This window comes from Croceibacterium xixiisoli, from assembly GCF_009827305.1.
GTDB lineage: Bacteria > Pseudomonadota > Alphaproteobacteria > Sphingomonadales > Sphingomonadaceae > Croceibacterium_C > Croceibacterium_C xixiisoli.
Map to the genome: position 1 here is coordinate 108,039 of NZ_WTYJ01000003.1, position 19,959 is coordinate 127,997.

24 protein-coding genes are annotated in these 19,959 nt (G+C 62.8%); 17 read left to right on the plus strand and 7 right to left on the minus strand.

Annotated elements, in window-relative coordinates:
• The first annotated feature begins 42 nt into the window (after positions 1-42).
• The 6 genes from GRI97_RS14210 to GRI97_RS14235 all read left to right on the plus strand — a co-directional run bounded on the left by GRI97_RS14210 (position 43) and on the right by GRI97_RS14235 (position 6,136).
• On the plus strand, positions 43-1,236 hold the full coding sequence (locus tag GRI97_RS14210) for an aspartate aminotransferase family protein (protein ID WP_161391877.1): 1,194 nt from the start codon (positions 43-45) through the stop codon (positions 1,234-1,236).
• Complete coding sequence (gene argF, locus GRI97_RS14215; protein ID WP_161391878.1) at positions 1,233-2,162, plus strand: ornithine carbamoyltransferase; 930 nt, start codon at positions 1,233-1,235, stop codon at positions 2,160-2,162. Before GRI97_RS14210 ends, argF begins: the two co-directional genes overlap by 4 nt.
• Before the next feature lie 122 nt (positions 2,163-2,284).
• Positions 2,285-3,190 (plus strand): Hsp33 family molecular chaperone HslO, encoded by a 906-nt coding sequence (gene hslO / locus GRI97_RS14220; protein WP_161391879.1) that lies wholly within the window; start codon positions 2,285-2,287, stop codon positions 3,188-3,190.
• A 162-nt stretch (positions 3,191-3,352) separates the two neighbouring features.
• Positions 3,353-3,739 carry a hypothetical protein gene (locus tag GRI97_RS14225; RefSeq protein WP_235917853.1) on the plus strand — a complete coding sequence of 129 codons (387 nt, stop codon included), beginning with the start codon at positions 3,353-3,355 and terminating at the stop codon, positions 3,737-3,739.
• Between the two features lie 67 nt (positions 3,740-3,806).
• On the plus strand, positions 3,807-4,514 hold the full coding sequence (gene queC, locus GRI97_RS14230) for a 7-cyano-7-deazaguanine synthase QueC (protein WP_328598578.1): 708 nt from the start codon (positions 3,807-3,809) through the stop codon (positions 4,512-4,514).
• On the plus strand, positions 4,511-6,136 hold the full coding sequence (locus GRI97_RS14235; RefSeq protein WP_235917854.1) for an MFS transporter: 1,626 nt from the start codon (positions 4,511-4,513) through the stop codon (positions 6,134-6,136). The genes queC and GRI97_RS14235 overlap by 4 nt, the downstream gene beginning before the upstream one ends.
• Here GRI97_RS14235 and GRI97_RS14240 read toward each other — a convergent pair.
• Complete coding sequence (locus GRI97_RS14240) at positions 6,123-6,650, minus strand: superoxide dismutase family protein (RefSeq protein WP_161391881.1); 528 nt, start codon at positions 6,648-6,650, stop codon at positions 6,123-6,125. The two genes, GRI97_RS14235 and GRI97_RS14240, sit on opposite strands and share 14 nt — an antisense overlap.
• 142 nt (positions 6,651-6,792) lie before the next feature.
• Here GRI97_RS14240 and GRI97_RS14245 point away from each other — a divergent pair, with 142 nt between their 5' ends.
• A complete protein-coding gene (locus GRI97_RS14245; RefSeq protein WP_161391882.1) occupies positions 6,793-7,431 on the plus strand; it encodes a YqaA family protein in 639 nt (212 codons plus the stop codon).
• Positions 7,432-7,461: 30 nt separating this feature from the next.
• On the opposite strand, the gene GRI97_RS14250 is transcribed toward GRI97_RS14245, so the two are convergent.
• From GRI97_RS14250 to GRI97_RS14265, 4 genes are all read right to left on the minus strand, one after another.
• The gene (locus GRI97_RS14250) at positions 7,462-7,815 is read right to left on the minus strand and encodes a PilZ domain-containing protein (RefSeq protein ID WP_161391883.1); all 354 of its coding nucleotides are present in this window, start codon (positions 7,813-7,815) and stop codon (positions 7,462-7,464) included.
• Positions 7,816-7,998: 183 nt separating this feature from the next.
• Positions 7,999-9,219 carry a serine palmitoyltransferase gene (spt, locus tag GRI97_RS14255; RefSeq protein WP_161391884.1) on the minus strand — a complete coding sequence of 407 codons (1,221 nt, stop codon included), beginning with the start codon at positions 9,217-9,219 and terminating at the stop codon, positions 7,999-8,001.
• A gap of 7 nt (positions 9,220-9,226) precedes the next feature.
• On the minus strand, positions 9,227-9,469 hold the full coding sequence (locus GRI97_RS14260; RefSeq protein ID WP_161391885.1) for an acyl carrier protein: 243 nt from the start codon (positions 9,467-9,469) through the stop codon (positions 9,227-9,229).
• A gap of 146 nt (positions 9,470-9,615) precedes the next feature.
• Entirely contained in the window at positions 9,616-9,984 is a 369-nt protein-coding gene (locus GRI97_RS14265; protein WP_161391886.1) for a response regulator, read from the minus strand.
• A gap of 116 nt (positions 9,985-10,100) precedes the next feature.
• Between GRI97_RS14265 and GRI97_RS14270 the strand changes: the two genes are divergently transcribed.
• The 5 genes from GRI97_RS14270 to GRI97_RS14290 are packed head-to-tail and all read left to right on the plus strand — an operon-like array spanning position 10,101 to position 13,341.
• Positions 10,101-10,334, plus strand: coding sequence for a DUF3572 family protein (locus GRI97_RS14270; protein WP_161392199.1), 234 nt, complete (start codon positions 10,101-10,103; stop codon positions 10,332-10,334).
• A gap of 13 nt (positions 10,335-10,347) precedes the next feature.
• The gene (locus GRI97_RS14275; protein ID WP_161391887.1) at positions 10,348-10,977 is read left to right on the plus strand and encodes an HAD family hydrolase; all 630 of its coding nucleotides are present in this window, start codon (positions 10,348-10,350) and stop codon (positions 10,975-10,977) included.
• Positions 10,974-11,435 carry a RidA family protein gene (locus tag GRI97_RS14280; protein ID WP_161391888.1) on the plus strand — a complete coding sequence of 154 codons (462 nt, stop codon included), beginning with the start codon at positions 10,974-10,976 and terminating at the stop codon, positions 11,433-11,435. The genes GRI97_RS14275 and GRI97_RS14280 overlap by 4 nt, the downstream gene beginning before the upstream one ends.
• The gene (locus GRI97_RS14285) at positions 11,407-12,198 is read left to right on the plus strand and encodes a glycerophosphodiester phosphodiesterase family protein (RefSeq protein ID WP_161391889.1); all 792 of its coding nucleotides are present in this window, start codon (positions 11,407-11,409) and stop codon (positions 12,196-12,198) included. The genes GRI97_RS14280 and GRI97_RS14285 overlap by 29 nt, the downstream gene beginning before the upstream one ends.
• Positions 12,199-12,207: 9 nt before the next feature.
• Positions 12,208-13,341, plus strand: a complete 1,134-nt coding sequence (locus tag GRI97_RS14290) for a GNAT family N-acetyltransferase (protein WP_161391890.1) — start codon at positions 12,208-12,210, stop codon at positions 13,339-13,341.
• On the opposite strand, the gene GRI97_RS14295 is transcribed toward GRI97_RS14290, so the two are convergent.
• Positions 13,342-13,674: a sel1 repeat family protein gene (locus GRI97_RS14295; RefSeq protein ID WP_161391891.1), complete on the minus strand. Its 333-nt coding sequence runs from the start codon at positions 13,672-13,674 to the stop codon at positions 13,342-13,344. It lies immediately after the preceding gene.
• 313 nt (positions 13,675-13,987) lie between these two features.
• Here GRI97_RS14295 and dksA point away from each other — a divergent pair, with 313 nt between their 5' ends.
• The 5 genes from dksA (at position 13,988) to mutS (ending at position 19,558) form a co-directional block, all read left to right on the plus strand.
• Complete coding sequence (gene dksA / locus GRI97_RS14300) at positions 13,988-14,407, plus strand: RNA polymerase-binding protein DksA (RefSeq protein WP_161392200.1); 420 nt, start codon at positions 13,988-13,990, stop codon at positions 14,405-14,407.
• Between the two features lie 139 nt (positions 14,408-14,546).
• Entirely contained in the window at positions 14,547-14,909 is a 363-nt protein-coding gene (locus GRI97_RS14305; RefSeq protein WP_161391892.1) for a PilZ domain-containing protein, read from the plus strand.
• Positions 14,910-14,976: 67 nt separating this feature from the next.
• A complete protein-coding gene (locus tag GRI97_RS14310; RefSeq protein WP_161391893.1) occupies positions 14,977-16,458 on the plus strand; it encodes an ABC transporter substrate-binding protein in 1,482 nt (493 codons plus the stop codon).
• Positions 16,459-16,511: 53 nt separating this feature from the next.
• Positions 16,512-16,886 carry a DUF4112 domain-containing protein gene (locus GRI97_RS14315; protein WP_161392201.1) on the plus strand — a complete coding sequence of 125 codons (375 nt, stop codon included), beginning with the start codon at positions 16,512-16,514 and terminating at the stop codon, positions 16,884-16,886.
• Positions 16,887-16,957: 71 nt separating this feature from the next.
• On the plus strand, positions 16,958-19,558 hold the full coding sequence (mutS, locus tag GRI97_RS14320; protein WP_235917856.1) for a DNA mismatch repair protein MutS: 2,601 nt from the start codon (positions 16,958-16,960) through the stop codon (positions 19,556-19,558).
• A gap of 39 nt (positions 19,559-19,597) precedes the next feature.
• On the opposite strand, the gene GRI97_RS14325 is transcribed toward mutS, so the two are convergent.
• Entirely contained in the window at positions 19,598-19,927 is a 330-nt protein-coding gene (locus GRI97_RS14325) for a hypothetical protein (RefSeq protein ID WP_161391894.1), read from the minus strand.
• Positions 19,928-19,959: the final 32 nt, after the last annotated feature.

The window sequence follows — 19,959 nt, forward strand, 5'->3', positions numbered from 1 at the left end:
TCCCGTTTTGCGCAATGCGCTTGATTCCAAGGACAATTCACCATGTCGATCACTCCGCTGATGCCCGTCTACCCCCGGTGCAGCTTTCGGCCCGTGCGCGGTGAGCACTGCCATCTGATTGGTGAGGACGGCACCCGCTACCTCGATTTCGCAGCGGGGATCGCGGTCAATCTGCTCGGCCATTCCCACCCCGGCCTGATCGGTGCGATCCAGCGTCAGGCAGAAACGCTGATGCACGTGTCGAACCTCTACGGTAGCCCTCAGGGAGAAGATCTGGCCCAGCGGCTGGTCGACCTGACCTTTGCCGACACGGTGTTCTTCACCAATTCCGGTGCCGAAGCCGTCGAAGCAGCCATCAAGACCGCGCGCGCCTATCATCAGCATGATGGCAATGAGCAGCGGTTTGAGCTGGTCACTTTCAACAATGCCTTCCACGGCCGCACCATGGCCACCGTCAGCGCCTCCAGCCAGACCAAGATGCATCACGGCTTTGCGCCGCTGCTGCCCGGTTTTCGCTATGTCGAATTCGGCGATCTGGATGCGGTGAAGGCGGCAATCGGTCCCCACACGGCCGGTTTCCTGATCGAGCCAATTCAGGGCGAAGGCGGTATTCGCGTCGCTACTCAGGAATTCATCCAGGGCCTGCGCGATCTGGCCGACGAGCATGATCTGATGCTGGTGTTCGATGAAGTGCAGTCCGGCGTTGCACGCACGGGCAGCTTCTTCGCCTATGAACATTACGGCATCGCGCCGGACATCATGGCGATTGCCAAGGGCATTGGCGGTGGCTTCCCGCTTGGTGCCTGCCTCGCGAGTGAAAAGGCCGCGCGCGGCATGACCTTTGGCACCCATGGGTCTACCTATGGCGGCAATCCGCTGGCCATGGCGGCTGGCGGTGCGGTGCTCGATGCCGTGGCGAATGACGAATTCCTCGCCGATGTCCGCGCCAAGGGCGAACGGATTCGCACGCGGCTGGAACAGTTCATCGGCAATTATCCCGATCTGTTCGAAGGTGTGCGTGGCCTGGGCCTGATGCTTGGCATCAAGATGAAGGGCGAACCGCGCCCCTTCATGCAGCATCTGCGCGACAGCCATCAGTTGCTGACGGTGGCTGCCGGCGATGAAACGCTGCGGCTGCTGCCGCCGCTGGTTATTGGCGACGCAGAAATCGACGAATTCTTCGACAAGCTCTCGGCCGGTGCGGCCGACTATAATCAGGCAGGGGAAGCCTCATGACAGTGCGGCATTTCCTCGAACTCGGCGATGCCGGTGGCGATGCGCTGGCGGCGATGATCAACGATGCGATCGATCGCAAGGCCGCTCGGCGGGATTGGCCCAAGGGGCAGGCCGATGCCGATCTGCCGCTGGCCGGTCGCGTACTGGCGCTGATCTTCGAAAAGAATTCCACCCGCACGCGGGTGAGCTTCGACATCGCCATTCGCCAGCTTGGCGGTACGGCGCTGATCCTCGATTCGGGCACCACCCAGCTCGGGCGCGGTGAAAGCATCGCCGATACGGCCCGCGTGCTGAGTCGGATGTGCGACGCGATCATGATCCGCACCGATGACCACGCCAAGATCGAGGAAATGGCCCGCCATGCCACCGTTCCGGTGATCAACGGGCTGACCGATCGGTCGCACCCGTGCCAGATCGTGGCCGATCTGCTGACAGTGATCGAGCATGGCAAGGCGCTGCCCGGGCTGGAGCTGGCCTGGCTCGGCGATGGCAACAATGTGCTGCATTCGATCCTGGAAGCGGCCGGGTTGATGAAGTTCAACGTTCGGATCGGCACGCCCAAGGGCTATGAGCCCGAAAGCGATTTCGTCGAACTGGCGCGGGCCGGTGGATCGCAGGTCACGCTGACCGGCGATCCGCATGTCGCCGTGGCCGGGGCCGATGTGGTGGTCACCGATACCTGGGTTTCCATGGGTCAGCCCCACGCTGCCAGCAAGTTGACCGCGATGACTCCGTTTCAGGTCAACGCCCGGCTCATGGCCGATGCCAAGGATGATGCGATCTTTCTTCACTGCTTGCCCGCGCATGTGGGCGAAGAAGTGACCGAAGATGTCTTTGAAAGCCTGCAGTCGGTGGTTTTTGACGAGGCGGAAAATCGCATCCACGCGCAGAAGTCGATTCTGTTGTGGTGCTTCGGCCTGCTGTGATCTGATCGGGTGGGAAATCGGATCGCAGATCCGATGATGGCCGGGGCGGCAAAGTGTCAGCATGTGTCCATGCCTGCATGGATGCACTTTCCTTCGTCGTCCGGCATCACCATATGGCCGGCATGAACACACAAGATACCGGCAGGCAGCCCACCGGAATGGATCAGGTGCTGCAGTTTTCCATCCCCGCGCGGGATGCGCGCGGTCGCGCCGTCCGGTTCGGCTCGGTGCTGAACCAGATTCTGGCCGCGCATGATTATCCCCCCCCGGTCAAGGCGGTGCTGACGGAGGCGCTGGTGCTGACTGCGCTGATGGGCAGCCTGCTGAAGGAAGAAGACAGCCAGCTCACCGTTCAGGCCCAGTCTCCTGGCGGGGCAATCGAACTGCTGGTGTGCGATTACCGCAATGGCGAACTGCGCGGCTATGCCCGGCATGATGCCGATCGCGTGGCGGTGCTGCCGCCGGTGCCTGTGCTCGAGGATATGTTCGATGGTGGGCATCTGGCCATCACTTTCGATCTGCCCGCTACCGGCGAACGCTATCAGGGCGTTGTTCCCCTGGAAGGGGATGTGCTGGCCGAAGCGGTGGAGGCCTATTTCGTCCGCAGCGAACAAGTGCCGACTCTGATCCGCGTCGCCGTGGCCCAGCGTGGTGCCGACACCATCGCTGGCGGCTTGCTGGTACAGCATCTGCCTGATGGGGAAGACGGGCGTGAACGGCTGCATGTCCAGATGGATCATGTTGAATGGGAACATGTGTCCATTCTCGCTGGCAGCATCCGCTCTGACGAGCTCACCGATCCCGATCTCAGCCTTGAGCAGCTGACTTGGCGCCTGTTCCATGAAGAGGAAGAGGTTCGCGTACTGCCTGGCACGCGCTTTTCACGCGGTTGCCGTTGTTCGATCGTTCATTTCGAAGATGTGCTGTCGCGCTTTCCGGCCGAAGATCGTCGGGAAATGCGGGACGACAATGGGATCATCCTGGTTGATTGTGCATTCTGTTCAAAGGAATTCGCGATTCAGGATTGATTGCCTCCGGCTATTCTAGGGCGTTTTCTGTCGAAGAATGTCTGTTGCAATCAGTTGATCGTATGCGCGGGGCAATTGGCCGTTCATCTGGTCCATGGTAATGTATCGATCATGACAACGAAATTGAGCCACCATCCAGTGATTCACGCATTCTCTTCCCGCTTGGCGAAATCTGCCGGCATGCTGTCTGCGGTGTTGCTTGCGGCGGTGCCTGCTGCTGCCCAGGCGCCGGAACTCGCGATGCTCGGTTCGCTGGAAAAAGGCGGCTGGTCGTTGCGCGTGCGCGATGATGGATCGACTCAGCAGATCTGCCTGCGCAATGGGCAGGAACTGATCCAGCTTCAGCATCGCCAGCCCGGCTGCAACCGCTTCGTGGTGGAAGATGGCGCCGATCATGTGGTGGTCCAGTACACCTGTCGCGGCAGTGGCTATGGCCGTACGACGATCCGGCGTGAAAGCCCGCGGCTGGTCCAGATCCAGACCACCGGCATCGCCAATGGCACGCCCTTTTCGCTCAATGGCGAGGCCCGTTTCCAGGGCCGTTGCTGACATGGTCTGAAGGATGCTGACACAGGCCGGGCACATCTCCCCGCTTGCGTCGTCCTGCTGATCGGCGATATCGGCCCGCATGGTCGATACGCAGAAAAAAGCCGTGGTCCTGCTTTCGGGCGGACTCGATTCGATGGTCGCAGGTGCGATTGCCCGCCGGGAAGGCTATGCCGTCAACGCGCTGACGATCGATTACAATCAGCGGCATCGCTGCGAACTGGATGCCGCGCGGGTAGTTGCGCGGGAACTGGGGGCAGAGCGCCACCTGGTGATGCCACTGGATCTGCGGCAGTTTGGCGGATCGGCCCTGACTGCCGATATTGCTGTGCCCAAGGGCGGGGTGGGGGATGATATCCCTGTCACCTACGTGCCGGCGCGCAATCTTGTCTTTCTGTCGTTGACCCTTGCTTGGGCTGAAGCGATCGGATCGACCGATATCTTCATCGGCGTCAACGCGCTTGATTATTCCGGCTACCCCGATTGCCGGCCCGAATTCATCGCCAGCTTCGTCCAGACCGCCAGGCTCGCGACCAAGGTCGGCGCCGAAGGTGCGGATATCACCGTGCATACCCCGCTGCAGCACTGGACCAAGGCGCGCATCGCGCGGGAGGCGCAGCAGCTGGGCCTCGATCCCGCGATCAGTTGGTCCTGCTATGATCCCACACCGGAAGGCCTGGCCTGTGGTCTGTGCGACAGCTGCCGGCTGCGGCGCAAGGGATTTGCCGAAGCGGGCGTGGTGGATGGCACCCGCTATGCTGCCGATGCCGCAGATTGACCGATCCGGTTCGGGATCAACGGCAGAGCGTGGAAACCACCATGGCGGGTGAACAGCCTCGCGCAGATCAGGAAAGCCCGGTACCGGCCTATAGCTGGTACGCATTGGGCGTGCTGTTCCTGGTCTATCTGGTCAATTTCATCGACCGGCAGATTCTGTCCATCCTGGCCAATGACATCAAGGCCGATCTGGGCTTGGACGACGCCGATCTGGGCTTCCTCTACGGCACGGCCTTCGCGATTTTCTATGCGCTGTTCGGCATTCCGCTGGGCCATCTGGCCGATCGCTGGAGCAGAACCCGGTTGCTGGGCCTGGGCCTGCTGCTGTGGTCGGCAATGACGGCGCTGTCAGGCTTTGCTCGCAATGGCGCTACGCTCGCTCTGGCGCGAGTCGGGGTCGGGGTCGGGGAGGCGACCGCCAGCCCCTGCGCTTACTCGCTGATCGCCGACTGGTTTCCGCAACGCATGCGCGGGACGGCGCTGGGTATATATTCGGCCGGGCTGTTTCTGGGCAGCGGGTTATCGCTGCTGATCGGCGGGGCCGTGGTGCAGGGCTGGAACGCGGCTTTTCCGGTGAATCCGCCGATGGAGCTGGCCGGGTGGCAAGTGGCATTTCTGGCGGCTGGTGCGCCCGGTCTGCTGCTGGCGCTGCTGGTGTTTTCGTTGCGGGAACCTGTCCGCGGCGGGACCGATGGAATTCCTGTCGATGCAGCGGCTTTGCCCGTTTCGCCCTGGGCGATCTTTGCCGTTCAGCTGCAGCGGATCGTGCCGCCATTCACCGTTTTCGGCGCGGCGCGGCGCGGGCCGATGGCACTGCTGGCCAATCTGGCCGGTGCCGGCGCAATGGCGCTGCTGGCCTGGGGGCTGGGGCGGATCACGGGCAATCCGGGCCAGTTCTGGTTTGTCGCCCTGGGCTGCTATGCGGTGTGGAGCTGGGCCGTGTCGTTGCGGCATGATGAACCGGCTGCCTTTGCCCTGACCTGCGCCAATCGACCCTTCATGGCCATCACCCTGGCTTATGCGGGCGTGTGCTTCGTCGGCTATACCGTCACCTATTGGGCTGCGCCCTATGCCGAACGGGTATTCATGCTGGGTAAGGCGCAGCTGGGCTGGCTGCTGGGGGCACCGGCGGCGGCAGGCGGCTTCATCGGTGTGCTCACCGGCGGGCGTCTGGCGGATTATCTGCAGCAACGCCGCGCCGATGGCCGCCTGCTGGTGGTGCTGGCCGGTGTGCTGGGCCCGGTCCCGCTGGTGCTGATCGGTTATGGCAGTAGCAGTCTGACTGTTTTCCTGATCTGCAGCCTGTTGCTGCAAATCGTTACCTCATCAGCGTTGTCCGCTGCCGCTGCGGCCAGCCAGGCGCTCGTTCCGCCCCAGATGCGCGGCACGGCCACGGCGATCTTCTTTCTGGGCACCACGCTGATCGGGCTCGCATTCGGCCCGTTCACGGCTGGCTATGTTTCGGAAGTGACTGGCAATCTGGCGCTGGGGGTGATCGGCAATCTTGCCATCGTGCCGCTGGCGCTGGCTGCACTGATCATCGGCATGCGCAGCTATGCCACCGCCGTTGCCCGTGTCGCATCACGGGCAACGGTAGCAGGGGATACTCTTACGTCCGGGTGACCACGCCACAGGCGATCCGGCCACCGGCATTGCCGGCCGGGTCAGTCTTGTAATCGTCAGGCCCGGCGTGGACCACGATGGCGGTGCCGTCCGCGTCGAAGATCTGCGCCAGCGCTTCTGCCTGCGTACCGGTCAGCGTGGCGGTGGCGGTTCCGGCGCCGCTGCTGCCAATTGTCATGTTAGGCAGATCGCCGACATGCGGGCCGGCAGGATTTTCGGTACCGTGCTGACGTGAATGCGGGTTCAAATGACCCCCGGCGGTGGTGAATTCCGGCCCATCACACTTGCCGGTGGTGTGCAGATGCACAGCATGCACGCCCGCCGGGATGCCGGTCAGCGCAATGGCAATCTCGACCTTGTCGCCCTTCGAAAACAGCTGCGCAGTGCCAGCTGGCAGACCATTGCTGTGCTTGAGCGTAGCCTGGCCCAGCCGGCTGTTCGGAATGTCACCAACGGATTGGCAACCCGCTGTGGCGAGGGCGAGCGGAATGACGGCGAGGGTAAGGCGTTTCATGGGCGATCTCCAACGGTCGTGCCGAAAACGGCCTAGCAGGCTGGCAGTTCCTGCATAGGCGCAACCGCACCTGCATATGGCTTATCTTGCACCGCAGCGAAGCCTCGCCTAGGTCGCTCCTGTCAGGGACCCAGGGGGTACAATGCTGCGTAAGCTTTATAACTGGGTCTTGGAAAAGGCGGCGCACCCGCATGCGGCATGGTGGCTGGCGCTGTTCAGCTTCATGGAGGCGAGCTTTTTCCCGATCCCGCCCCATCCCCTGCTGGGATTGATGTGCCTCGCGGAACCGAAGAAGGCGATCCGCTTTGCTGCGATTGCCACGCTGGCCTCGGTTGCTGGCGGCATGCTGGGCTATGCCATCGGTTATGGCCTGTATGATACGCTGGGCGAACAGCTGCTGGCCTGGCTGGGCCTGACCGAAAGCTTCCCGACGGCGGCCTGCTATCTGCGCGAATATGGCGTGGAAATCCTGATCGTGAAGGGCGCGACGCCGATCCCGTTCAAGCTGTTGACCATCACTGCCGGCTTCATCGCCATGCCGCTGATCCCGTTCATTCTGGCCAGCCTGGTGTCCCGTTCGATCAGTTTCATGATCGTGGGCATTCTGTTCCGTCTGTTCGGGGCCCCGATCAAGCGCTTCATCGACAAATATCTCGGCCTGGTCACCGTGGGCTTTATCGCTCTGGTGATCGCCGGTTTCCTGGCGCTGACCATGCTCGGTGGCGGCGGAGAGGCGGCCGCGGACAAATGTGCGCAGCCCGCAGTGGTTCAGCCAGCCTGATCGGACGGAAGGGTTCCGGGAACCCTGCGTTCAGAACAATTCGTCAGTGTGCGGTTTGGGGATATCTTCGGGCGCGGCGCGTTCGAACAGGCGGTAACGCGCCAGCAGATGGTCCAGCACCGCCGGGTGCAGCGGATGCTGGAAGGACACGCCGATATCCATGCCGTTGCGCCACCGTACCGTCGATTCGATCGGTCCGATATCGGCCAGCCGCATCATGATCGTCTTGCCGACGTCGAGCAGGGAAAAGTTTTGGTGCAGCCGGCATCCCGAAACGGACAGATCGGAAACGCGCACGACGTGCATGCGGCCGCTGCCGGTACGGAAGCGGCCGGTCAATTCCACCTGGCTGCGGGGATCGCGCTTTATCAGCTGCCGTGTCATGGCCTGCTCCATTTCTGGATACAGCTGTTACCAGCAAATCCTTACCGCCGGACTAACCTTCTTGGGACCAGCGATGCAGGGCAATCGCCGCAAACGGAACGCCAATGCCAAGGAGCCCCGCATGCGACTGGCACGCGGGGCTCGAATACCTTTCCAGTAAACCGGGTCAGGCGCGGTTCGCGATCAGATGATGCTGACGGCCTTGCCCGCGCGTTCGAACATGCCGAGGATGGTTTCCACCTCTTCGGTGCTGTGTTCTGCGCAGAGGGAGCATCGCAGCAGCGTCATGTTGGCCGGGGTTGCCGGTGGGCGCGCCAGATTGACATACAGCCCTTCCTTCAGCAGCGCTTCCCACATCGCCGCGCCGCGTTCCAGGTCGGGCATGATCACGGCCACGATGGCACTCTGCGGTTCGGTGGTCCCCAGGGTGAAACCCAGCTTCGTCAGCCCGCCGTGCAAACGCTGGGAATTTTCCCACAAATGTGCCCGCTTGGCGCCGCCCTGCATCAGCTTGCGGATGCTGGTCGCGGCGGTTGCCACCACGCTCGGCGGCAGGCTCGCGGTGAAGACATAGGGGCGGCACACCAGTCGCATGATTTCGAACTTCGGGTGGTTGGACACGCAAAAGCCGCCGACCGTCCCGACGCTCTTGGAAAAGGTGCCGATCACGAAATCGACATCGTCCAGCACGCCCTGCGCCTCTGCCACGCCGCGGCCGTGTTCGCCGATGAAGCCCATCGAATGGGCTTCGTCCACCAGCACCATCGCGCCATGCTTCTTGGCGACGGCGATCATTTCCTTCAGCGGGGCAATATCGCCCAGCATGGAATAGACGCCTTCAAGCACCACCAGCTTGCCTGCACCGGCGGGAATGCGACCCAGCCGCTTGTCCATCGCTTCGATGTCATTGTGCTTGAACGGCACGACCTCTGCGTTGCCGAGCGCGCAGCCGTCCCAGATGGAAGCGTGCGAATCGATATCCAGCACGATGTAATCGCCCTTGCCGGCGATGGTGCTGATGATGCCCAGATTGGCCTGGTAGCCGGTGGAAAATACCATGGCATGATCCATGCCGTAGAATTCGCGCAGCGCGTCTTCGCAATCCCGGTGCCCGCGATAGGTGCCGTTAAGCACGCGGCTGCCCGTGGTGCCCGAACCGAAATTCTCGAGCGCCTGCTTGCCCGCTTCGATCACGTCGGGATCGAAGGTCATCCCCATATAGTTATAGGTGCCCAGCAGGATGGTTTCGCGGCCGTTGCAGATTGCCCTCGTAGGGGAAATCACACGTTCCATCACCAAGTTGAAGGGGTCTTCCACGCCGCCGGCCAGCAGTTCCGTGCGCGTGTGGATGATGCCGTCGAACTTGTCGAACAGATCAGGTGCCTGATTGGTGGTGTCGGTCATGAATGGGTTACTTGCCCTGCAGGGTATGAACCGCATCGACGAGATTGCCGTAGGTCTCGATCTCGGCCTGCTGGTTCATGCTGATGATGATGTCGAACTCGTCCTCGATCGCTGCCACGAAATCCATCACGGTCAGGCTATCGAACTCCAGATCGCCGGCGAAGGTGGTGCTATCCTCGATCGATACTTGCTTCTTGTTGAACGGTTCGATCAAAGTGCGGATCACGGTGTCGACTGCAGAACGGTCCATGCCAAATTCCCATCGCAATTGCGGTGCGCGGCGCCTGCCACGCGAATGCGGCTGCAAAACGGCCGGGGGGCCAGCTTGTCAAGGCATGTCCGCAACTTCCCTGGCTCGACGCCCCTTTGCGATGGAGGGATTCCCCCGTCGAGGCGCTAGGGTTCCACCAGATTGCGCACGGCCGCCATGAACGGGATGATCGATACAGGCTTGGACAGATAGGCTTCGGCGCCGACGCTGCGAATCCGTTCTTCGTCGCCTTTCCCGGCATAGGCGGTCACTGCCAGCACCGGCACGCCGGCCAGCATGCTGTCTTGTTTCAACTCGGCGATCAAATCCAGCCCGGAAATATCCTGCAGCTGAATATCCATCACCACCAGATTGGGTGAAAAATCCCGCGCCCTTTCAATGGCGCGCTTGCCATCCGCCACCGGCTCCACCTGGAAACCACTGGCCGTCAATACATCGCAGAAAAGCTTGCGGTTGAGGTCGTTGTCCTCGACAACAAGTATTCGCTTTGTCATTTCGCCCCCGAACGGTTCCGCCCGGCCCGGGCAAAAGTTCAGGGCAACCCTATCTGCTGCATGGATGGCTGACAATTCTTAAGACGTTTTCATCCGGCGGCGGGGATGCCGCGGCCATTGCTCTGGAGGCGCTGGGATGGATCTTGTCCGATCCCGCGCGGGCGCATCGTTTTCTCGATGTCACCGGGCTCACGCCCGATTTGCTGAGGCAGGCCGTGGGTGATGGCAGCGTGCACATGGCGGTGATGGATTTTCTCCGCGCCCACGAACCGGATCTGATTGCCGCCGCCGCGCATATCGGTATGGCCCCGGAACAGCTCGCGACAGTCTGTCGGGGGGAGGAATGGTGAACGGGATTTCGGCATGACGCGGCCCTTGGTGATCAGCGATTGCGATGAAGTGCTGCTGCACATGGTGCGGCATTTTCGCGACTGGCTGGGCAGCGAGCACGAGATCGATTTCACGCTGGAAGGCAATCCCTTCGCCGAATCGATGATCGTCCGCGCCACCGGACAGACGATCGGCATTGATGGTGTGCATGGTTATCTCGAAGGCTTCTTCGACACGCAGATGAGCCGCCAGACTGCGATCGCCGGCGCGATCGAGGCGATGACAGAACTGCAGCGTGACGCCGATGTGGTGATCCTGACCAATCTGACGGACAAGCGGAACGCGGATCGGCGACGGCAATTGCGAGAGCACGGGCTGGATGTGCCGGTCTATACCAATCAGGGGCCCAAGGGCGGCGCGCTGCAGCGGATTATCGCCGAATATGCGCCCAGCCGCGCAGTGTTTATTGACGATATCGCCGGCCATCACCAATCGGTGTTCGAACTCGCGCCCGATGTCCGGCGGCTGCATCTGTGCGGCGAACCGGCGATTGCGCCGCATGTGCCCTGCGCCCTGACTGCCGGCCACGCCGATGCGCGGATAGACAATTGGCAGCAGGCCCTGCCCTGGCTGCTCGATACTTTGCACGGAGATACTAAATGACTGTTGCCGCCCGTCTCGAAGAACTGGGAATCGTCCTGCCTGCCGCTGCGGCACCGGTCGCAGCCTATGTTCCGGTGGTCGTCGCTGGCAGCCTGGCGCATGTTTCCGGGCAATTGCCGTTTGTCGATGGCCAATTGGTCACTGGCCGCCTGGGTGAGGATGTGACCGCCGATCAGGGCTATGCCGCTGCGCGTGCCTGCGGGCTGATGATCCTGGCGCAATTGCAGGCCGCGCTTGGATCGCTGGATCGGGTGGAACAAGTCGTGAAGCTGGGCGCTTTCGTCAATTCGACCGGATCTTTCACCGATCAGCCCAGGATCGCCAATGGCGCATCCGAACTGATGGTCGAAATCTTCGGGGATGCCGGCAAGCATGCACGTGCCGCTGTCGGGGTGCCGGCGCTGCCGCTCGGCGCAGCTGTAGAAGTGGATGCAATCTTTGCTCTGGCGCCTGTTTGACAAGCTGCTGGTTCCCGCCCCCGAACAGGGGCGCGTCGGCTGGCTGACCCGGTTTACCTACGCCCATCGTGGCCTGCACAGTGCCAATGTGGTCGAAAACTCCCGCACCGCTTTTGCGGGCGCGATCGCGCGCGGGTTGGGAATCGAATGCGATGTGCGCAAGACGCGCGATGGTCGGGCGATCGTCTTCCATGACGAAACGCTCGATCGGCTGACCGGGGAAAGCGGCCCGGTCGCCACCCGCAGCGTGGGGGAAATCACCCGGATCCTGCTGTCGGGCAGCGATGAGCACATTCCCACCCTGCGCGATCTGGTCGCCCAGATCGGCAGCGCCGTGCCGCTTTTGATCGAGCTGAAGACGCGCCGGGAACGCCCGGTCGGCCCGCTCTGCCTCGCTGTCCGTGCGGAACTGGAAGGATATTCGGGCGCGGTGGCGGTCATGTCCTTCGATCCGCGCGTGGCCAAATGGTTCGCTCGCCATGCGCCGAATCTGCTGCGTGGACTGGTGATGAGCGAGGCTGATGGCGCCAGCGCCCGGGCGCGAGTGTCCCGGCGCATGATGTTCTGGCGCGCCCGGCCGGATTTCCTCGCCTATGATATTGCCAGCCTGCCATCCTCCTTCGTTGCGGAACAGCGTGCGCGGCGTATTCCGGTGCTGGCCTGGACAGTGACCGGCGCAGAGCATGCGGCACTGGCCATCAGCCATGCCGACGCCTGCATTGCCGAAGGGGAAGGGCTGGTTGCTAGGGACAATGATGCCTAGATCTGGTTCATGACCAGCACCGATTGGACGGTTCGCCTGTACCCGGCTGTGGGCCGGATTGATGCCGCATCCTGGGATGCACTTGTCGGCGGCGGCAATCCTTTCATGTCCCACGCATTCCTGACCGCGTTGGAGGATTCCGGCAGCGTTGGGCCTGGCACCGGCTGGGCGCCGGCTCCGCTGGTGATCGAGAACGGCGGTGGGCAATTGCTGGCCGCATTGCCGGCCTATGCCAAGGGGCATAGCCAGGGCGAATATGTGTTCGATCACGCCTGGGCCGATGCCTGGCATCGCGCGGGCGGCGACTATTACCCCAAACTGCAGATTGCCGTGCCTTTCACGCCCGCCAGCGGACCGCGGCTGTTGCTGTCCGATCCGGCCATGGCGCCATTGCTGCTGCGCGCAGTCGAACAATTGTGCCGCAACGAAGGTTTTTCTTCGGCGCATGCCAGCTTCATCGAACCGGAGCAGAGGCCGTTGTTCGAACAAGCCGGCTGGCTGCGGCGGCATGATATTCAATTCCACTGGCTCAACCGCGATTACGCCAGCTTTGATGATTTTCTGGCAGCGCTGTCATCGCGCAAGCGCAAGGATATCCGCAAGGAACGCGAAGCTGCGCAGGCCGGGGTGGAGATCCGCACGCTTTCCGGCGCGGATCTGAAACCCGAACATTGGGATGCGTTCTGGCAGTTCTATCAGGATACTGGCGCGCGCAAATGGGGCACGCCCTATCTGACACGATCGGCCTTCGATCTGCTGGGTGAACGCATGGGGGATCAGATTCTGCTGTTCCTCGCCTATGCCGACGGTCAGCCGATTGCCGGGGCGTTGAATTTCATCGGCGCGGATGCCCTATACGGCCGCTATTGGGGTTGTCTGGTCGACAAGCCGTTCCTGCATTTCGAACTGTGTTATTATCGCGCCATCGATGAAGCGATTGCGCGGGGGCTCAACCGGGTAGAGGCGGGTGCTCAGGGCGGGCACAAGCTCGCGCGGGGCTATGAACCGGTGCAGACCTGTTCGATGCATTACATCGCCGATCCCGGTTTTCGCGCGGCGGTGGCTGATTACCTGGCCCAGGAACGCGATGGCATCGCGCTGGACCAACTTGTTCTGAACGACCGGACGCCATTCCGCCGCTGATCAGGCCGCCCGGCGTTCCCCGGCGCGCAGCCATTCGCGGGCTCGGCGCTGCGCCTCGGCGATTTCGCGCGCGGTCATTTCGTCGGAGATGTCGGCCCGGCAACAGGCCGCCTCTTCATGGCCGCGCGAGGCCGCCAGATTGAACCATTTGTGCGCTTCGATCAAATCGCAGTTCACCCCGAGATTGCCGGTCGAATAGGCCACCCCCAGGTCGAAACAGGCGTGGATATCCCCTTGCGCGGCGTCGGCCATAAAGTGGGCCACACGCAGATCCGGCGCGGTTTCATCGGCCGGTGTTTTCTTCACGAATATTTCGATCCTGGGCTGTTCCATGACCGTGTCCCCTTGCTCGAGGCCCCCTGGCCCGATGCTTCGATGGGCAATGATTTCCAGAAGCTTTTCAAAAAATGGTTAATGCTACAGTTAAATATGGAATAGTACTTAGCTTTACTACGCTGTTTGGGGAGCTTTTTGGCGGAGTCGGGCAGGCCTAGATTGCGCTTGTGCGGCTATCCGGCTGCCCTTATAGGCCGCGCCAATTCGACCGGATGGCATATGCCAAGTCGCAGATGTCGCCGGCGGGCCACGCCGTGATGTGCGAGTGGAGTGGATATCGGTGCAGAATGACGAAATAGACATCCTCGCCATGGCCAAGCGGGCTCTGGACCGGGATTATGCCCCGTCCGATGACGAGGAATACATGTCCCCGCAACAGCTCAACTACTTTCGGGTGTTGCTGCTGGAATGGAAGAAATCGATCCTGTCGGCCTCGGAAAACACGCTGCAGTCGCTGCAGGATGGTCCGATCCGCGAACCCGATCTTAATGATCGTGCCTCCAGTGAAACCGATTGGGGCATTGAACTGCGCACCCGAGACCGGCAGCGCAAGCTGATTTCCAAGATCGATTCCGCCCTGCGTCGGATCGATGCCGGCGAATATGGTTGGTGCGAAGTCAGCGGCGAACCGATCGGGATCAACCGTCTGATCGCCCGCCCGATCGCCACCATGACGGTGGAGGCCCAGCAAGCCCATGAACGTCGTGAAAAGGTTTCCCGAGACGACTGATCCAAAGCGGGACAGGTTTAATCCTGCCCGCCGGTATTAAGATTCGCTTAGGCATGGTTTTGCCATGGTCCTGCGCAGGCGATGAAACGTGCCGGCCGCCTCTCTGCGGCGGGCCACGCAAGGGAACAGTACAAGCACGATGAGCAATGTCGACACTCGTCAGGTCAACCGGGACAGTCTGCTGCTGCTCGCGCAATTGCGTGTCGATGGCCAGGATGTCCTGCACCAGATCAAGGTGCGCAACCTGTCGGCGGGCGGCATGATGGCAGAAGGCGACGTCCGGGTGATGCGCGGGTCGCTGGTCGCTGTGGAACTGCGCAATATTGGCTGGGTTGAAGGCTCGGTTGCCTGGAAGCAGGACAATCGTTTTGGGATCGCGTTTGTTGAGGAAGTGGATCCCAAGCTCGTAAGAGCGCCGGTAACCGGGGACGATTTCGAAAGTCCGCGTTATGCCCGCGCCCCGGCCACGCCGGTGGACGCATCGCGCCTGCGCAAGATCTGATTCGCGGGGCGCTGGTTTTTGAGGACGATGGTTGAAGGCGCCCCGGCGCCCGCCTAGTGTCGTGGCTATGCTACGGCCTGGCCTTTCCCGCCCCACTGCGCTTGTGTCGCTGCTGTTGGCTCTGGCAGCATGCGGACGGAGTGATTCGGGCGCCCTGCCGGTCGACTTCATTGATACGCAGGACAATCTTTTCAGCAAAGGCGGGGACATTTCCGCCGGCGCCCGCCACGTGCGCGCGGCCACCGGGGCGGGACTGGTCGCCCTTGATGCGCAGGGGGAAGTCGTCCCCGCGCTGGCGGAACGCTGGATCGTCACCGATGATGGACGCAGCTTCATCTTCCGCTTGCGTGAAGGGAATTGGGGCGATGCCTCCCCCCTGACGGCGGAAAGCGTTCGCACTGAACTGCGTCGCGCCATCCGCGACGTGCGCGGCACGGCGCTGGCGATTGATCTGCGGCCTGTCGAAGATATCCGCGCCATGGCCGGTCGGGTGGTGGAAATCCGCCTGTCCAGCCCCGTGCCGATGCTGCTGCAATTGCTGGCTCAGCCTGAACTGGCCTTGCAACGGGGCAAGACCGGGATCGGTCCGATGATGGCGGAGCGCGGAACTGCCGCCACGCGGTTTGAATTCAAGCCACCGGTTGAACGCGGTATCGCCGAAGAAGAGGATTGGCAGGAATATGTCCGCCCGATCGTCTTGCGGGCTGCCACGGCGGAGCAGGCGGTTAAAAGCTTCAATGATGGCGCATCCGATGTGGTGCTCGGCGGGATGATCGGCTCGCTGCCTCGGGTGGATGTCGGCCCCTTGTCGCGAGGCACGGTGCGGGTCGATCCGGCCATGGGTCTGTTCGGGATGCGCGTGCGGGAACCGGGTGGATTTCTGGCGGATGCCGCGGAAAGAGAAGCCCTGGCCATGGCGATCGACCGTCCCGCTCTGATCGCGCCGTTCAACATTGGCGGCTGGGTGCCGACGACGCGAGTGGTCGCGCCGGGACTGGCCGACGATCCGGGCCTGATTGCCGAACGCTGGGGGGAAGACGCGATTGCCGACAGGCGCCTCGTCGCTGCCCGACGGGTAGCGGCCTGGCGCAATGCAAACGGCGTGGAAGGCCCGGTGCAGCTGACCTTGGCGATTGACCGGGATCTGGGCCATGATCAGCTGTTTCATCAGCTGGCCGGGCAGATGGTCCGAATCGGGGTGGTGCTGCAAAGGGTGGATGATCCTGCAAAGGCGGATCTGGTGCTGGTCGATCGGGTGGCCCGCTATGCCGATGCTGCCTGGTTCCTCAATCAATTCAATTGTTCGCTGCGTCGGGGGGCTTGCAGCCCGCAGACGGACGAAATCATGGCCCGGGCCATGACCGCAGACAATCTGCAACAAAGAGCCACCTTGCTGGCAGAGGCGGAGGCGGCCCTGACCATCAGCAATGTCTATATTCCGTTTGGCTCTCCACTGCGCTGGTCGCTGGTGCGGGGACGGATCAACGGATTTTCGCCCAACATCTGGGCCTTCCACCCCTTGCCGCCGATGGCAGAGCGCCCCAGATAGGCAGCAACAAGGAGCTGCCGGTGGAACAGGTGCAACGTCCGCGTCCGATGCAGATGGGTCTGCCGCTGGGGCGTGATCCCGAATCGATCCGTCAGCGTGTGCTGGCGATGGAACATCTGCTCGAACGCAGTTTCATCGTGCCCGGTATCAATCGGCCTGTCGGGCTCGATGCGCTGGTGGGTCTGATCCCGGTGGCAGGCGATGTGATTGGTGCCATCCTGGGCAGCTACATCATCTGGGAAGCGCGCAATCTCGGCATGTCGAAATGGCAGCTCGGGCGGATGGCGGGCAATCTGGCGATCGATACTGCTCTGGGTGCCGTGCCGCTGGCGGGCGATCTGTTCGATTTCCTGTTTCGCGCGAACACTCGCAATGTACGCATCATCAAGCGCCATCTGGACAAGCATCATCCGGTGATTGAGCAATAGGCGGGGATTTCCGCAGCAAAACCAGCTGCGGGAAATGACCTTGCCGCCGGCATTCGCTAGGCGGGGTGGCGATGGCTGCTGAACCTACCCCGATGATGACGCAATATCTCGCCCTCAAGCGGGAAGCGGACGACTGCCTGCTGTTCTATCGCATGGGCGATTTCTTCGAATTGTTCTTCGACGATGCCCGGCGGGCGAGCCAGGTGCTCGATATCGCGCTGACCAGCCGGGGCGAGCATGATGGGGCGCCCGTGCCCATGTGCGGCGTGCCCGTGCACGCGGCGGAAAACTATCTGGCCCGCTTGATCAAGGCCGGGTGCCGGGTGGCGATTGCCGAACAGGTGGAAACACCCGAACAGGCGAAGAAGCGCGGCGGGTCCAAGGCGCTGGTCCGGCGCGACATCGTCCGTTTCGTCACGGCCGGCACCTTGACGGAAGAAGCGCTGCTGGAACCGCGCCGGGCCAATGTGCTGGCGGCGATCTGCGATCTGCGCGGCACTTTCGGCATTGCCTCCTGCGATATTTCGACCGGCCGGATGGAACTGGAAGAATGCGTGCCGGCGGAATTGACCTCTGCCATTGCGCGGCTGGGGGCGAGCGAGATTGTCGGGCCCGAAGATTGGGCCGATGCGCCCGAGGCCATGATTGCCCGCCCGCGCAGCGAGTTCGGCAGCGATGATGGCACCGCCCGGCTGAAGGCGGTGCATGGGCTGGCCACGCTCGATGCCTTCGGCGAATTCAGCCGCGCCATGCTGGCGGCTGCGGGCGGGCTGATCGCTTATCTCGACCATGCGGGGCGCGGCAAACTGCCGCTGCTGCTGCCGCCGGTGATGCGCGCCAGCGGCGCCGCGCTGGCCATGGATGAGGCGACCCGGGCCAGTCTTGAAATTCTCGAATCGCAGGGCGGAGGTCGGGCGGGCAGTCTGATCGCTGCCATTGATCGCTGCGTGACGGGTGCTGGCGCGCGGCAGTTGGCAGATGATCTGGCAGCCCCGCTAGCCCAGCGTACTGCGATCGAGGGGCGGCTTAATCTGGTTGGCTGGCTGCACGGCGATCCGATGCTGCGTGCCGATCTGCGCGATGTCCTGCGCGCCCTGCCGGATGTGGGGCGGGCACTGGGGCGGCTGGTGGCCGGGCGGGGCAGCCCGCGTGATCTCGGGCAATTGCGCGATGGGTTGGGGGAAGCGGGGCGAATCCATGACCGGTTGCAATCACTGCCGGATCACCCCGCGCTGTTGCGCGATCTGCTGCCCTGCCTTGCCGGCCATGGCGATCTGACCGATCTGCTCACGCGCGCCCTGGTGGCTTCTCCGCCGACCGAGCGGGCATCGGGAGGCTATATTGCCGAAGGCTATGATGCCTCGCTTGATGAATTGCGCCAGGTGTCCGGCAATGCCCGGCGCGCCATCGCCGCGATGGAGGCGCGCTATCGCGACCAGACCGGCATTGCTGCACTGAAGATCCGTCACAATGGCGTGCTGGGCTATTTCATCGAGGTGCCAGCCCGCCATGGCGATGCGCTGATGGGGGCGGACAGCGGCTTTACTCACCGTCAGACCATGGCCAATGTCGTGCGCTTCAATTCGCTGGCCCTGCATGAGGAAGCGAGTCGGATCGCCGAAGCTGGCGGACATGCGCTGGTCGCGGAAGAGGCGCATTTTGAAGATCTGGTGGCTGGCGTGGTCGCCGATCGGGAACGGATCGCCGCAACGGCGGCTGCGCTCGCCCGCATCGATGTCGCCGCTGGCCAGGCCGAACGCGCAGCAGAAGGCGGCTGGTGCCGTCCAGTCATCACCGACGACCGGTCCCTGATGATCCGCGAAGGGCGCCATCCGGTGGTGGAGGCAGCGCTGGCGCGGCTGGGCGAACGCTTCGTTGCCAATGATTGCGATCTCGTCCCCGGCAACCGGCTGTGGCTGGTCGGTGGCCCCAACATGGGCGGTAAATCCACCTTCCTGCGGCAGAATGCGCTGATCGTCGTGCTGGCGCAGGCCGGCGGCTTCGTTCCCGCGGCCAGCGCTACCATCGGTCTGGTCGACCGGCTGTTCAGCCGCGTTGGTGCGGCCGACAATCTGGCGCGCGGTCGCTCCACCTTCATGGTGGAAATGGTCGAAACCGCCGCCATTCTGGCGCTGGCCGGGGAACGCAGCTTCGTCATTCTTGACGAAGTCGGGCGGGGCACCTCCACCTATGACGGGTTGGCGCTGGCCTGGGCCGTGGCCGAGGCAATCCATGAAAACAATCGCTGCCGCTGCCTGTTCGCGACCCATTACCATGAAATGGCGCGGCTGGCGGACAGCTGCCCCGCGCTGTCGCTGCACCATGTCCGCGCCCGCGAATGGAAGGGCGATCTGGTGCTGTTGCATGAAGTCGCCGAAGGGGCGGCCGATCGCAGCTATGGTCTGGCTGTTGCCAAGCTGGCTGGCGTACCTCCGCCCGTCGTCGCGCGCGCCAGGGCAGTGCTGGAACGGCTGGAGAAGGGGCGCTCGGAAACCGGTGGCCTGGCTGCGGGATTGGGGGAACTGCCGCTCTTCGCCGCTGCGGCTGCGCAGCGGCAGGAAGAACCAGCCGATGACCTGCAGCAGAAATTGCGCGATCTGGATGTGGATGCGCTGACACCGCGTGAAGCGCTGGATTTGCTGTATGAATTGAAGCGTGAAGCGGCCAGTTAAGGAGTGCAAGGGCAGGCGCAATTGGCCTGCCCTGCAATCTTAGTCTTCGTCGGCGTTCTTTTTGCCGTAGGTTTCGTCCTCGTCATCCATATTCGGTTCGCCGCGATAGGCGCGCATGTCGATCTGACCGGACTGTTCCATATCGCGCATCAGATCGATCAGATCCTGCGATGCGTCATCCATCACTTCACCGCCTTCGGATGATTTGCTGCTGTCCAGCGGACTGGGCGCGGCCCGCTCACCGTGGCGCGCTTCATCGGCGATGGTCTGCGCCTGGGCCTCCTCATCTTCCTGCTCGGAATTGTGCAGTTCGGGTGCGTCGTCCTGATCGCGCGGTTCGGCGGGAATTGTGCGGGGGTCTTCGTTCATGGTCGGGCTCCTCTATGCCGGTAACCCGCCAG